The organism is Mixta gaviniae (assembly GCF_002953195.1).
Taxonomy (GTDB): Bacteria; Pseudomonadota; Gammaproteobacteria; order Enterobacterales; family Enterobacteriaceae; genus Mixta; species Mixta gaviniae.
In genome coordinates this window covers 1083223-1096847 of sequence record NZ_CP026377.1, presented here as the reverse complement: position 1 = coordinate 1096847, position 13625 = coordinate 1083223, and the positions used below count along the sequence as shown (strand labels likewise).

At 64.8% G+C, this 13625-nt stretch carries 16 protein-coding genes; 4 read left to right on the top strand and 12 right to left on the bottom strand.

Annotated elements, in window-relative coordinates; translation table 11 throughout:
• Nucleotides 1-40: 40 nt before the first annotated feature.
• From uraH to hpxU, 9 genes are all read right to left on the bottom strand, one after another.
• On the bottom strand, nt 41-376 hold the full coding sequence (uraH, locus tag C2E15_RS05045; RefSeq protein WP_104956395.1) for a hydroxyisourate hydrolase: 336 nt from the start codon (nt 374-376) through the stop codon (nt 41-43).
• Nucleotides 373-864 (bottom strand): 2-oxo-4-hydroxy-4-carboxy-5-ureidoimidazoline decarboxylase, encoded by a 492-nt coding sequence (uraD, locus tag C2E15_RS05040; protein WP_104959086.1) that lies wholly within the window; start codon nt 862-864, stop codon nt 373-375. The genes uraH and uraD overlap by 4 nt, the downstream gene beginning before the upstream one ends.
• Nucleotides 854-2137, bottom strand: coding sequence for an allantoate amidohydrolase (gene hpxK / locus C2E15_RS05035; RefSeq protein WP_104956394.1), 1284 nt, complete (start codon nt 2135-2137; stop codon nt 854-856). The genes uraD and hpxK overlap by 11 nt, the downstream gene beginning before the upstream one ends.
• The gene (locus C2E15_RS05030) at nt 2134-3375 is read right to left on the bottom strand and encodes a pyridoxal-phosphate-dependent aminotransferase family protein (RefSeq protein ID WP_104956393.1); all 1242 of its coding nucleotides are present in this window, start codon (nt 3373-3375) and stop codon (nt 2134-2136) included. The genes hpxK and C2E15_RS05030 overlap by 4 nt, the downstream gene beginning before the upstream one ends.
• 13 nt (nt 3376-3388) lie before the next feature.
• The gene (locus C2E15_RS05025) at nt 3389-4126 is read right to left on the bottom strand and encodes an amino acid ABC transporter ATP-binding protein (RefSeq protein WP_104956392.1); all 738 of its coding nucleotides are present in this window, start codon (nt 4124-4126) and stop codon (nt 3389-3391) included.
• Entirely contained in the window at nt 4107-4763 is a 657-nt protein-coding gene (locus tag C2E15_RS05020; RefSeq protein WP_104959085.1) for an amino acid ABC transporter permease, read from the bottom strand. Before C2E15_RS05020 ends, C2E15_RS05025 begins: the two co-directional genes overlap by 20 nt.
• Entirely contained in the window at nt 4760-5425 is a 666-nt protein-coding gene (locus C2E15_RS05015; RefSeq protein WP_104956391.1) for an amino acid ABC transporter permease, read from the bottom strand. Before C2E15_RS05015 ends, C2E15_RS05020 begins: the two co-directional genes overlap by 4 nt.
• A gap of 10 nt (nt 5426-5435) precedes the next feature.
• Nucleotides 5436-6224 (bottom strand): transporter substrate-binding domain-containing protein, encoded by a 789-nt coding sequence (locus C2E15_RS05010; RefSeq protein WP_104956390.1) that lies wholly within the window; start codon nt 6222-6224, stop codon nt 5436-5438.
• Nucleotides 6225-6423: 199 nt separating this feature from the next.
• A complete protein-coding gene (gene hpxU, locus C2E15_RS05005; RefSeq protein WP_104956389.1) occupies nt 6424-7263 on the bottom strand; it encodes a MurR/RpiR family transcriptional regulator HpxU in 840 nt (279 codons plus the stop codon).
• A gap of 120 nt (nt 7264-7383) precedes the next feature.
• Between hpxU and C2E15_RS05000 the strand changes: the two genes are divergently transcribed.
• The 4 genes from C2E15_RS05000 to hpxZ are packed head-to-tail and all read left to right on the top strand — an operon-like array spanning nt 7384 to nt 10952.
• Entirely contained in the window at nt 7384-8970 is a 1587-nt protein-coding gene (locus tag C2E15_RS05000; protein ID WP_104956388.1) for a gamma-glutamyltransferase family protein, read from the top strand.
• Nucleotides 8971-8984: 14 nt separating this feature from the next.
• Complete coding sequence (gene hpxX, locus C2E15_RS04995) at nt 8985-9170, top strand: oxalurate catabolism protein HpxX (RefSeq protein ID WP_104956387.1); 186 nt, start codon at nt 8985-8987, stop codon at nt 9168-9170.
• Nucleotides 9167-10576, top strand: coding sequence for an AtzE family amidohydrolase (locus C2E15_RS04990; RefSeq protein WP_104956386.1), 1410 nt, complete (start codon nt 9167-9169; stop codon nt 10574-10576). Before hpxX ends, C2E15_RS04990 begins: the two co-directional genes overlap by 4 nt.
• Nucleotides 10566-10952, top strand: a complete 387-nt coding sequence (hpxZ, locus tag C2E15_RS04985; protein WP_104956385.1) for an oxalurate catabolism protein HpxZ — start codon at nt 10566-10568, stop codon at nt 10950-10952. The genes C2E15_RS04990 and hpxZ overlap by 11 nt, the downstream gene beginning before the upstream one ends.
• Before the next feature lie 84 nt (nt 10953-11036).
• Here hpxZ and puuE read toward each other — a convergent pair whose 3' ends face one another.
• Genes puuE through C2E15_RS04970 form a run of 3 tightly spaced genes read right to left on the bottom strand, consistent with a single transcriptional unit; the run spans nt 11037 to nt 13486 of the window.
• On the bottom strand, nt 11037-11996 hold the full coding sequence (gene puuE / locus C2E15_RS04980; protein ID WP_104956384.1) for an allantoinase PuuE: 960 nt from the start codon (nt 11994-11996) through the stop codon (nt 11037-11039).
• Nucleotides 11997-12029: 33 nt separating this feature from the next.
• Nucleotides 12030-12767 carry an allantoin racemase gene (gene hpxA, locus C2E15_RS04975; protein WP_104956383.1) on the bottom strand — a complete coding sequence of 246 codons (738 nt, stop codon included), beginning with the start codon at nt 12765-12767 and terminating at the stop codon, nt 12030-12032.
• Nucleotides 12767-13486 carry a GntR family transcriptional regulator gene (locus C2E15_RS04970; RefSeq protein WP_104956382.1) on the bottom strand — a complete coding sequence of 240 codons (720 nt, stop codon included), beginning with the start codon at nt 13484-13486 and terminating at the stop codon, nt 12767-12769. The genes hpxA and C2E15_RS04970 overlap by 1 nt, the downstream gene beginning before the upstream one ends.
• Between the last annotated feature and the right edge of the window lie 139 nt (nt 13487-13625).

The window sequence follows — 13625 nt, the reverse complement described above, 5'->3', positions numbered from 1 at the left end:
CTCAGCTGTCGGACGGGAAAAACGCCGTAGCGCCTGACGTTCAGCTGCCCCGGTAGGTTGACCAGCTCCAGGGCGAGATGAGAAACGGCAGATGGAAATGGCTGCCCGGCCGTGCGATTACGAAATCGATCTGCGCGGTCACGTAAAGCGCATCGCGGCCGTCGGCGGCGAAGTAGTCGCCGATCTCTGCCGTCAGACGATAGTGTCCCGGCGTCAGCGGCACCGCAGAAAAGCTGGCGATCCGGCCGTCGGCGTCGGTCTTCTCCTGCGCCAGCGGACGCCAGCCCTCAACGCCGTTCTGCTCCAGCGCCACCGTTACCGCCGCCGCCGGCCTGCCCAGCGCGGTATCGAGAATATGGGTCGACAGTGAACTCATGCAAAGCTCTCCTCTAAGCGCAACAGGGTGATCTCCCGCAGCTGGGCCAGCGCTTCGCGCTGCTCTTCGCCTGGCGTATTGGCGAGACGCCGTCGCAGCTCGGCCAGTATCGCCTCCCCGCTGCGCCCTCTGGCGCGGATTAAAAACAGATGGCCGAAGCGCTCTTCATACGCCAGGTTGGCGGCGCGCAGCGCCTGCTGCAGCGCAGCATCCTGCCCGACCGCCGCCTGTTCGCGCCGGGAGAGCGCCGCCGCTTTCTCTTCGCCTGCGGCGCGCTCGCCAATGCGTGGGTGCGCCGTCAGCGCCTGAGAAAAATCCGCCTCGTCCCACTGCTGTGCCAGCGCTCCGGCCTGCGCGATCAGCGCTGCCATATTGGCATAAGGGCGCGCCGCCGCGACCGCCTGCCGCCAGCGTGGAATGGCGACGCAGTGGGCGATCGCCGCCTGCGCCTGTTCGGCGGAAAGCTGATTGAAGGTTTCAAGCCGCATCAGATCGCCTCCCGGCGCGCTGCGCCGCATAGTTCTCCACCGCCAGCAGCGCCGCCTGTAGCGCTTGCGCCACATCCGCCTGGCGCACCGACTCCGCCGGATGATGGCTGATGCCGCCGGCGCAGCGCACAAACAACATGCCGACCGGCCAGCGCCCGGCAATGGCGATGGCGTCGTGGCCGGCGCCGCTCGGCAGCGCGACGGCGCGACCCTGCACCTGCGTGACCGCCTGCATCAGCGCCTGCTGCAGCCCGGCATCGCAGAGGGTGGCGTTAATGTCGTAATACTGCTCGGCATGGAAGGCCAGCCCGCGCCGCGCCGCGATGCGCTCCGCCTGCGCCAGCAGCTCGCCCAACAACGCCGCCAGCGGCGCATCTTCCGGGCCGCGAATATCGAGCGATAGCGCCACCTCGCCGGGAATGACATTGACCGCGCCGCCGGGGCAGTGCAGCGTGCCGACGGTGGCGACCCGCTGTCCGCCCTGCTGGCGAGTGGTTTGCTCAATAAACACCATCCATTCGGCGGCGGCGGCCAGCGCGTCTTTACGCTGCGTCATCGGCACCGTGCCCGCATGTCCCGCCTCACCGCGAAAGCGGCAGCTCAGGCGGCGCGCGCCGTTGATCGCCGTCACCACGCCCAGCGCCAGATCCGCCTGCTCCAGGCAAGGGCCCTGTTCGATATGCAGTTCCAGATAGGCGGCGATACTCTCCGGGGCGCGGGCGGCCTCGGGAATGCGCGCGGCGTCGAGACCGACGGCCTGCATCGCCTGCGCCACCGTTACGCCATCGGCGTCCGGCACCGCCGGCCACGCGGCGGGCCAGCTGCCGGTAAGGCCGCGGCTGCCCAGCAGCGTAATGCCGAAACGGGTGCCCTCTTCATCGCCGAAGCCGACCACTTCAATCGCCAGCGGCAGCCGCAGCCGTTGCTGATGCAGCCAGTTGACCAGTTCAATGGCGCTCAGCACGCCGAGCATGCCGTCATAACGCCCGGCGTTGCGCACCGTATCAAGGTGCGAGCCGAGCAGCAGCGCCGGCGCGCCCGGCTCCGCGCCCTCATAGCGGCCGCAGATGTTGCCAACTGCATCCTGCCAGACGCGCATGCCTGCCGCCTGCATCCATTCGCCGACGCAGACGTTGGCACGCAGATGTTCCGGCGACAGGTAGACGCGGGTCAGCCCGTCGCGGCTTTCACTGATCGCCGCCAGCGCATCGCAACGCGCCAGCACTCGCGCCGCCGCGCGTTCCGCCTCATCGTCCTGCATCAGCTGCGTCATACGCTTCCCTCGCTGGCATAGCGATCCCAGGCGGCCTGCAGCGCCGCGCCCTGAACGGTTTTAAAGCCGAGATGGTTTAACACCGCCTCCAGCGCGCAGAGCGTCTGCATGACGCAATCTTTGCGCGCGTTGTAGCCCATGGTGCCGATGCGCCAGACTTTGCCGATCAGCGGCCCGAAAGAGGTGCCGATCTCGATGCCGAAATCCTCCAGCATCCGCGCGCGTACCTGTTCGCCGTTAATGCCCGCCGGGATCACTACCCCCAGCACGTTGTTCATGCGGTGGCGCAGATCGCCGAAGATCTCCAGCCCCATCGCCTGAATGCCGCGCAGCAGTGCCTCGCCGTGCAGCTGATGGCGGGCGATAGCGTTATCCATCCCCTCCTGCAGCAGCAGCCGGGCGCATTCGCGCGCGCCGAACAGCGCGGTGGTCGCTTCGGTATGGTGATTGAGCCGCTCCGGCCCCCAGTAATCCATGATCATCCCGAGGTCGAAATAGTTGGACCAGATCATCTCATCCTCGCCATCCTGATGGGCGGCGGTGCGGATCCCCTGCTCGACGCGTTTGCGCTGGCGAATGGTCTCCTCCATACGCGGGCTGAGGGTAACCGGCGAGGTGCCGGACGGCCCGCCGAGACATTTCTGCATCCCGGCGGAGACCGCGTCCAGCCCCCAGGCGTCGCTCTCCAGCGCGTTGCCGCCCAGCGAGGCGGTGGCGTCGGTGTAGAACAGCACATCATAGCGGCGGCAGATTTCGCCCAGCTCCGCCAGCGGCTGCAGCATGGTGGTCGAGGTATCGCCCTGCACCGTCAGCAGCAGGCGCGGCCGCACGCGCTTAATCGCCTCTTCGATCTGGTCAGGAGTGAACACTTCGCCCCAGGGGACTTCAAGGGTATGCACCTCCGCGCGGCAGCGGCGGGCAATTTCACACAGCAGGTGGCCGAAGCGGCCGAAAACCGGCACCAGCACTTTGTCGCCCGGCCGAATGGCGGAGAGCAGGATCGCTTCGATGCCGGCGCGCGAGGTGCCGTCGATCAGCAGCGTCCAGCGGTTTTCGGTGCGGAATACGCCGCGATAGAGCGCCATCACCTCGTTCATGTAGTGGGTCATCGCCGGATCGTACTGGCCGATCAGCTGGGTTGACATGGCGCGCAGCACGCGCGGATCGGCGTTGATCGGTCCCGGCCCCATCAACAGGCGCTGCGGCGGATTGATTTGTGCGAATTGCGAGATATCCATGTGTCGTTCCTTATCAGTTAAGTCCGCGAACCGAAGAGATAAACTGTTTCAGCTCCGCTGTCTGTGGGCTGGCGAACAGCGTTTTACTCTCGCCCTGCTCCCAGACGCGCCCCTGGTGCATAAACACCACGCGGTCGCCCACTTCGCGGGCGAAATTCATTTCATGCGTCACGAGGATCAGCGTCATCCCCTCCGCCGCCAGCTGCTCCAGCACCTTTAGCACTTCGCCCACCAGTTCGGGATCGAGCGCGGAGGTGATCTCATCGCAAAGCAGCACTTTCGGGTTCATCGCCAGCGCACGGGCGATCGCCACCCGCTGCTGCTGGCCGCCGGAGAGGTTCGCCGGGGAGTAGTCGACGCGATCGCCCAGCCCCACCTTTTCCAGCATCTGCCGCGCCAGCGCGCGGCATTCGTCCGGCTTCATCTTCAACACCCGGCGCGGTGCCAGCATCACGTTCTCCAGCGCCGTCATATGGGGAAAGAGGTTAAAGCTCTGAAACACCATGCCTACCGAGCGGCTGATCTCGCGCGCCTGCGATTCGCGATCGGTGACGGTCATGCCGCCCAGCTTGATGCTGCCCTCCTGATAGCCCTCCAATCCGTTCATGCAGCGCAGCAGCGTACTTTTTCCCGAGCCGCTGCGGCCGATGATCGAGATCACTTCGCCGCCTTCGATATCCAAATCGACGCCTTTCAGCACATGGTTGGTGCCGTAATATTTCTGAACCTGATTAATGGTGATCAGCGGCATGGCATTTCTTCTCCAGATACTGGCTGTAGCGCGACAGCGGGTAACACATCAGGAAATAGCCCAGCGCCACCAGCCCGAAAACCCGGAACGGCTGGTAGGTGACGTTGGTGAGAATGGTGGCGGCCTTGGTCAGCTCGACGAAGCCGATAATCGACGCCAGCGCGGTGCCCTTGATCACCTGCACCGCAAAGCCGACGGTGGGCGCGATGGCGATGCGCATCGCCTGCGGCGCGATCACGCGCAGCAGCGTCTGGCCGAAATGCAGCCCCAGGCAGCGCGATGCCTCCCACTGCCCCGGCGGCAGCGCGCGGATGCTGCCGTACCAGATATCCACCAGGAAGGCGCTGCTGTAGAGCGTCAGCGCCAGCGCGGCGGCAGCCCAGGGCGACAGGTCGAAGCCGAACAGCGCCGGGCCGAAAAAGGCGAGAAACAGCTGCATCAGCAGCGGTGTGCCCTGAAACAGCTCGGTGTAGCCGCGCACCAGGCGCTGCGGCCAGCGACGGCGCGTCAGGCGCAGCAGCAGCAGCGGCAGCGTCATCAGCGCCCCGCCGAGAAACGCCGTCAGCGACAGCAGCACCGTCCAGCGCGCCGCCAGCAGCAGGTTGCGCACGATATCCCAGTCGGTAAAGGTGTTCATCGCGTGGCTCCAAACCATTTCCGGCCCGCCGCCAGCAGCAGCTGGCGCATCATCATCGACAGCAACAGATAGATCAGCGTCGAGACCAGATAGACTTCGAAACTTAAAAAGGTGCGCGACTGGATCAGGCTGGCGGCGAAGGTCAGCTCCTCATAAGAGACCTGCGAAACCACTGAGGAGCCGAGCATCACGATAATGCACTGGCTGACCAGCGCCGGATAGATACGCTGCATGGCGGGCGGCAGCACGATGCGCAGAAAGGTTTGCGTATAGCTCAGCCCCAGCACGCGCCCCGCCTCCCACTGCCCTTTCGGCGTCGCCTGGATGCCGGCGCGAATAATCTCGGTGCTGTAAGCGCCGAGGTTGATCAGCATCGCCAGTAGCGCCGCCTCCCCAGCCGTCAGCTTCAGGCCGGCCGTCGGCAGACCGAAGACGATAAAGAAGAGCTGTACCACGAACGGCGTATTGCGGATCAGTTCGACGTAGCCGCCCCAGAGCCGGCTCAGGCCGTTCGGCTTGCCGCTGCGCAGCGCCGCGCCGAGGATGCCCAGCGCCACACCGCCGAGCGTCGCCAACAGCGTTAGCTGGATAGTGACCCACGCGCCCGCCAGCAGCTGCGGCCAGTAAGGCCACAGCGCGCTAAAGTTGAGTTGCCCGCTCATCGCCCTGCCCTTATGCGCCGAGGTTGGCCGGCAGCGGCGCTTTCAGCCACTGCTGCGACAGCTTGTTGAGGGTGCCGTCCTGAATGCCCTGCTCAATCAGCGCGTCGATCTTCGCCTTCAGCGCCGGCTCGCCTTTTTTCAGGCCGATATAGCAGGGCGAATCTTTCAGCATAAATTGCGCCACCGGCGCTTTGGCGGCGTTCTGGCGCGCGATGGCGGCCACCACCAGGTTGCCGGTGGCGACGTACTGCACCTGTCCGGAGAGATAAGCGGAGAGCGTGGTGTTGTTATCCTCGTAGCGTTTTATTGTCGCCGCCTTCGGCGCCACGCTGCTCAGCACCATATCCTCCACCGCGCCGCGCGTGACGCCGATGCTTTTGCCGCTCAGCGCCGCCGCATCGCTCAGCGGCTGGCCGCCTTTCGGCCCAAAAACGCCGAGAAAGAACGGCGCGTAGGCGCGGCTGAAATCGATGGCGTTGGCGCGCTCGGGATTTTTGCCGAGGCTGGAGATCACCAGATCGACCTTATCGGTTTGCAGGTAGGGTACGCGGTTGGCGCTGGTGACCGGCACCAGCTGCAACTTTAGTTTCATCTGGCTGGCGAGGTACTTCGCCATATCGATATCATAGCCCTGCGGCTGCAGATCGGTGCCGACCGAACCAAACGGCGGGAAATCCTGCGGCACCGCCACGCGCAGCACGCCGCGTTGCTCAATGGTCTGCAGCCCATCGGCCAGCGCGCTGCTGAGTTGCATAACCATTAACGCCGCGCCCATCATGACCCTGATTAATTTATTCATCGCTGTTTCGCCCCGGAGTGAAGTGTTGCAACAAAAGGTTCGTCATTGAGCTTTTTGCAACTAATGTGCCAGGTGGCGAAGGCGGAGAGAGCGGGCAGGAAAAAACGCGCAACGGCCCGGTTAACGGGCCGCCGGCGACGACATAACAGAGAAGCGCGCGCTGTGCCGTAACGGCGCAAAGCACCAAAATGGTGCCCCATCAGCGCTGTTCGAGTTCATCCAGCTGTTGATAGAGATCGGCGATGGCGTGAATGCGCTGACGTCCCTGCGCCAGCCCCTCATGCAGCAGGGCGTTGGCCAGCAGGTTCACCAGGCTCATGGCAGCGGAGTAGCTGTCAAAGGCGGAGACGCTGTCCAGCGGCGTGCAGAGCGGCCAGCGTGCCAGCGGCAGGATCCCCTGCGCCTGCGGCTCACATAACAGCAGCACCGGCACGCTCTGCTGCTGCAGCTGCTGCAACAGCGGCCTGATAATGCGCGAACGGCGGCGGAAAGCGACGACAATCGCCAGATCGTCGGCGGCGATATCCACCAGCTCTTCCGCCAGCGTCTGGCCCGGCTGCGGCAGAATATGCACCTGCGGACGCGCCTGCAGCAGTTGCTGACGCAGATGCAGCGCTACCGGCCAGCCGTTGCGCATACCGAAGATAAAAATGCGCCGCGCCTGCCCCAGCGCGGCGACCACCTCGCTGAACCGCTGCGGATCAAGCTGATTCATCCACTGCGTCAGGTTCGCCATCTCCTGCTTGTAGTGGCGCGCCAGCAGCGTGTTGCCCTGCGCCGCTTCGCGGCTGTCCGTCAGCGGCATGCCGCTCTGCCGCAGGGTGCGCAGCTCGTCGCGCATATCCTTATATTTCTCGTAGCCGAGCCGCCTGAACAGGCGACTGACGGTCGCCTTGGAGACGCCGCTCAGGCGCGCCAGCTCGGCGCTGTTATAGCCGATCAGATCGTCGAAATGGTCGACGATAAAATCGGCGATGCGCTGCTCCTGCGGCGAAAGCTGCCCGTAATGTTGCCTGAGCCGTTCATCAAGCTGTGTCATAACCCGCCCCGTAACTTTTGTTTCAGCCAGAACATAGCATAAATCGCGCCAGAAACCGGATGGCCAAACCTGGAACGTCTCTTGCTTAGCTTTTATCAACAGAGCCAATAAGGGAACGCAATGATCCAGAGTAATATGGCGCCGCAGGGGATGGTAGTGACGCCGCACCATCTCGCCAGCGAAAGCGCGCTGGCGGTACTGCGCGAAGGCGGCAATGCGATTGAAGCGATGGTGGCCGCCGCGTCGACCATCGCCGTGGTCTATCCACATATGAACGGCCTCGGCGGCGACGGCTTCTGGCTGGTGGTGCCGCCGCAGGGCGCGCCGGTCGCCATCGACGCCAGCGGCGCCGCCGGATCCCTCGCCGGGGCGAGCTTTTATCAGGGGATGACGCGGATCCCCCACCGCGGGCCGAAAGCGGCGCTGACCGTCGCCGGCACCGTCAGCGGCTGGTCCGACGCGCTGAACCTTTCCCGCGAGTTGGGCGGCGGCGCGCTGCCGCTGACGCGCCTGCTGCGCGACGCCATTCGCTACGCCGCCGATGGTATGCCGGTTACCGCTTCGCAGGCGGCCGCCACCGCCGCCATGGCGCACGAGCTGGCTGACCAGCCCGGCTTCGCCGCCCTCTTTATGCCGGACGGCGCGCCGCCGCGTCCCGGCAGCCGCTTTACGCAGCCGGCGCTGGCCGACACCCTTTCCGAACTGTGCGAATACGGGCTGGAGAGCTTCTATCGCGGCCCGCTGGCGCAGCGGCTGGCGCAGGGCATGGCCCAACTGGAGATGCCAGTGATGCTGGAGGATTTGCAGCGCCACCGCGCCCGACGCCGTGCGCCGCTGCACCTCGCCCACCAGCACGGCGACATTTATAACCTCGCTCCGCCGACGCAAGGGCTGGTGTCGCTGGCGATCCTCGGCATCACCGACAGCCTGGAGATGGCGCAGGCGGATGAAGTCCAGACCGTCCACCGCATTGTCGAAGCGACGAAAAAGGCGTTCGCCCTGCGCGACCGCTATATCACTGACCCGCTGCATATGCGCGAGGAGATGCAGGCGCTGCTGGAGAGCGGGCTGCTGGCGGAGACCGCGCGCCAGCTCGACCTGACGCGTGCCGCCCCCTGGGGGGGCGGACGCGGCCCCGGTGATACCGTCTGGCTGGGGGTAATGGACAGCAGCGGCATGGCGGTCTCTTTTATTCAGAGCATCTATCACGAATTCGGCAGCGGCGTGGTGCTGCCCGATACCGGCATCGTCTGGCAGAACCGCGGCGCGGCATTCAGCCTCGAACCCAATCATCTGCTGACGCTGCTGCCCGGCAAACAGCCGTTCCACACCCTGAACCCCGCTGCCGCCCGCCTGAAAGATGGTCGGGTGATGGTATACGGCGCGATGGGCGGCGACGGCCAGCCGCAAACCCAGGCGGCAATCTTTACGCGCCACGTGATTCAGGGGATGGCGCTGCAGGAGGCGGTGAGCGCGCCGCGCTGGCTGCTGGGCCGCACCTGGGGCCAGGCGTCCGATTCGCTGAAGCTGGAGGGGCGCTTTCACGCCGATACGCTGGCACAGCTGCGCGCGCTTGGCCACGAAGTCGAGACGCTGCCGGACTTCAGCGAGGCGGTGGGCCATGCCGGCGCTATCGTGCGGCATACCAACGGCATGCTGGAAGGCGCTTTCGATCCGCGCAGCAACGGCAGCGCGGCCGGTTTCTGATAAAGGAGGAAAATATGCAGACCACGACTGACTGGACCGCTTACCTGCGCCAGATGGAGGCGTTGCTGGATCTGGAGCTGGATGAGGCGCGGCGCGCCGAACTGCTGACGCAGTTTACCCGCATCGCGCAGATGGCCGGGCCGCTGATGGCGTTGCCGCTTGATACGCGGCTGGATGTGGCGGGGGTATATCAGGCATGACGCTTCATGAACTCTCTATTCGCCAGCTGCGTCAGGCATTGGCGCGCGGCGAGCTGAGCGCGGCGGAGATCGCCGCCGCCACTCTCTGCGCCATTGAGCAGCAGAACCCGCGCCTGAACGCCTGGACAACGATCGTCGGCGATCGCATGCGCCGGGAGGCGGATCGCCTTGATCGACGGCGGCGCGAGGGGCAGCCGCTGCCGCCGCTCGCCGGCGTGCCTTATGCGGTAAAAAATCTGTTTGACGTGGCGGGCCATCCCACGCTGGCGGGTGCCAGTTTGTTCAGCGACAGCGCGCCCGCCGCGCATGACGCCTGGGCGCTGGCGACGCTAAGCCAGGCCGGCGCGCTGCTCAGCGGCATGCTGAATATGGATGCCTACGCCTATGGCTTTACCACTGAGAACAGCCACTACGGTGCCACGCGCAATCCGCACGATGTGCAGCGTATCGCCGGCGGCTCCTCTGGCGGTTCGGCCGCCGCCGTGGCTGCCGGGCTGGCGCATTTTACCCTGGGAAGCGACACCAATGGATCGATTCGCGTACCCGCCTCGCTGTGCGGGGTGTTCGGCCTGAAGCCGACCTTCGGCCGCCTGTCGCGGCACGGCACCCATCCGTTCGTTGCCAGCCTTGACCATATCGGCCCGTTCGCCCGCCGCAGCGAAGACCTGGCATACGTTTATGATGCGCTGCAGGGACACGACGCGCAGGATGCCTTTCAGGCGAACGTGGCGGTGCAGCCGGTGAGCGGGCAGCTGCATCGCGGCATGGAGGGGCTGCGCTGCGCGGTGCTGGGCGGCTTTTTCCGCCAGTGGAGCGATGCGGAGGCGCAGCAGGCGGTCGCGACAGTGGCGCGCGCGCTGGAAGCGAGCGAGGAGCTGAGCATAGAAGAGGTGGAGATCGCCCGCTCGGCGGCCTTTATTATTACTGCTTCGGAAGGGGGTAACCGCTATCTGCCTTTACTGCGCAGTCAGCCCGAACGTTTTGAGCCGCTGTCGCGCGAGCGGTTGCTGGCGGGGGCGATGCTGCCCGCCGCCTGGTACGTGCAGGCGCAGCGTTTTCGTCGCCATTTTCAGCAGCAGGTGACGGCGCTGTTCGCTGATGTTGATATTCTGATTGCGCCCGCCACGCCCTGCAGCGCCACGCTGATGGGCCAGGAGAGCATGACGATTAACGGCCAGACGCTGCCGGTGCGCGCCAGCATGGGGATGCTGACGCAGCCTATCTCGTTTCTCGGCCTGCCGGTGGTGACCGTGCCGCTGCAAACCGCCAGCGGCCTGCCGATCGGCGTGCAGCTGATTGCCGCGCCGTTTCAGGAGGCGCGCTGCCTGCGTGCCGCCCGCGCGCTGGAGCAGATGGGCATTGCGGCAGCGCCGGTGGCGAAAGGGAGCATGTCTGATGAATTATGAAGCGATTAATCTGCCGGCGGTGCTGGCAGAAGTGACGGCCGCCTTTCAGCGCTACGAGCAGGCGCTGGTCGGCAATGATATCGCCGTGCTGGATGAGCTGTTCTGGCATGACGAGCGTACCGTGCGCCTTGGAGCCGGCGAGAATCTCTATGGCATTGCGGCGATCCGCGCCTTTCGCGCCGCACGGCCCGCCGCCGGGCTTGACCGTCAGTTACGTAATACGGTGATCACCACTTTCGGCACGGATTTCGCGGTCTGCAGTACCGAGTTTACCCGCGTCGGCAGCGAGCGTATCGGCCGGCAGCAGCAGAGCTGGGCGCGGTTGCCGGAAGGGTGGCGCATCGTCGCCGCGCAGGTGAGCCTGATGACCGCATAAAGAACCCGCCTGTCAGAAGGGGGAAAAAGCGCAGGAAGGAGAAAAGCGAGCCAGGCGGCGGCCTGCAGCGAGGCCGCCAGACTGTCAGCTTTCCGGTGCCGGATGGTGCTTTATCCAGTGATCGGCGATCTGCTGACGGGTGCAGATCCAGACCTTTTCATGCTGCTGAATGTAATCGAGGAAGCGGGTCAGCGCGCGGAAACGCCCCGGTCGTCCCAGCAGGCGGCAGTGCATCCCCACCGACAACATTTTCGGCGCGCTTTCGCCCTCTTCATACAGCACGTCGAAGCTGTCCTTGAGATAAGTATAAAACTGTTCAGCGGTGTTGAACCCCTGCGGCGTGGCGAAACGCATATCGTTGGTTTCCAGCGTATAGGGGATGATCAGATGCGGCCTCACCGTGCCGTCCTGACAGGTGACCTGCGTCCAGAACGGCAGATCGTCGCCGTAGTAGTCGCTGTCGTAGCTGAAGCCGCCCTGCTCTACCACCAGCCGCCGGGTATTCGGGCTGTCGCGCCCGGTGTACCAGCCGGTAGGCGCTTTGCCGAACAGATCCATCAGCACGTCGACCGCCTGCTGAATATGCTGTCGTTCGGTTTTCGCGTCCATTGACTGATAGTGGATCCAGCGCCAGCCGTGGCTGACCACGTCATAGTTCGCTTCGCTAATCGCCTGCACGATTTCAGGATGACGCGCCAGCGCCATCGCCACGCCGAACACCGTCAGCGGCAGACCGCGTTTCTGAAACTCATTGTGAATGCGCCAGAAGCCGGCACGCGAGCCATATTCATACAGCGAATCCATCGACATATGGCGATCGGGATAGCTGGCGGCGCCGATGATATCGGAAAGGAACTGCTCCGATCCGGCATCGCCGTGCAATACGTTGTTTTCCGCACCCTCTTCATAGTTGAGAACAAACTGCACCGCGATGCGCGCCTCGCCGGGCCAGGCGGCGTGCGGCGGCTTGCCGGCGTACCCGCGCAGATCGCGCGGATAATTTTTATTAAAGCTGTACTCTTTTTTGTCTGGAGATGCACTCATTCTCTGGCTCCTTTCTTGAGCAGATAGCTTCCGTTAGTTTAGGTGCTGAAATGCGCCCGATATCTTTTTTTCTCGTGGGAAGGCTAAATCACCATATTTACTGGTGCCTAAGCCCAGCGCGACCAGCGATTCCACCATTTTGACCGCCGCGCCGACGCCATCGATCACCGGCATACCCAGCTCATGCGTCAGCTCGGCGGCAAGCGCCGCCATGCCGCCGCATCCCAGCACGATGGCGCCGCTGCCATCCTCGCGTTTGGCCTGCAGACAGCGACGGCGCACCAGCTCCTGCGCCTGTCCGCTGCCATCTTCCAGCGCCAGCACCGGCATATCGATGGCGTGCAGCGCGGCACAGTGATGGCTAAAGCCATACTGCTGTAGCAGATGGCGCGCGATGATCACCGTACGCGGCAGCGTGGTGACGATAGAGAAACGGGTCGCCACCATGGTCGCCAGGTGCATCGCCGCTTCGGCAATGCCTACCACCGGGCCGCTGGCCAGCTCGCGCGCCGCCAGCAGGCCGGGATCGCCGAAGCAGGCGATGACGTGTCCCTGTACGCCCTGCTCTCTTCCCCGCCTGACCTGCTCCAGTACGCCGATCGCCGCAATCGCCTCGTCGGCGTGGCCTTCAATCGACGGCACGCCCTGCGAGGGGGAAACAGCGAGGATTTCCGTGCCGGGTGCGGCGGCGGCGCGTGCGGCGCAGCCGATGGTTTCGGTCATCGCCAGCGTGGTATTAGGATTGATGACCTGTATTAAGAGGGGATTCATCAGCGATGGACTCCTTTATCGGCAAACAGTTGGATGAAATCGGGCGCTGCGGCGGCGTCACGCTCAAAACGCAGCGAGGCGAGGATCTGGTCGAAATGGCGCTGCAGGGCGTCGGACAGCGGCGTCAGCGCGCCTTCGCGCAGAAGATCCACCAGCCGGTCGTGATCGTCGCAGCGGCAGCCGTGACGCCAGGGCGCGCCCCAGGCGGCGATCACCAGCGAAGAGCGCTGAGTCAGCCGCGTGACCAGTTCGGTCAGCACCCGATTGCCGGAGATCGCCTGCAGCTGAATATGAAAAGCGGCGGAAAGGCGGATCGCCGCCGCCCCTTCCTGCTGCTGGTGCGCCTGACGCTCCTGCTCAAGCAGCCCCGCCAGCCCCGCCAGATGCGGCGGCTGGCAGTGAGCCAGCACGTTCGGCAGGTTGGCGCACTCGATCAGCGCGCGGGTGCGGAAAATATCCCGCGCCTCCTGCACATCGGGCGAGGCGACCTTAGCACCACGTCCGGGCAATAAGACGATCATTTGCACCGCCGCGAGGCGTTGCAGCACTTTGCGAATGCCGGTGCGACTGACGCCGAAGGCGGCGGAGAGCGCCTCCTCCGGCAGGCGGCTGCCGGGCGGCAGCTGCTGTTCCACGATGGCAGTTAACAGCGCCTGATAAACAGGCTCATGACTATCGTTCCGTTCTGCGGCCGTTCGCTGGCCGGTTTCACGCTTCATCACCTTCTCCCGTCGCGCGGTGTTGTATACAAAAAAGGGGGCGCGGTGTGGCCGATTCCTGTCTCCCCTTCTACGGTTGGCCTGGATCCTGCAAGTGCTGAAGCACGAGGTTCTCCGTTACCCATCTTCAGAGGAGCAG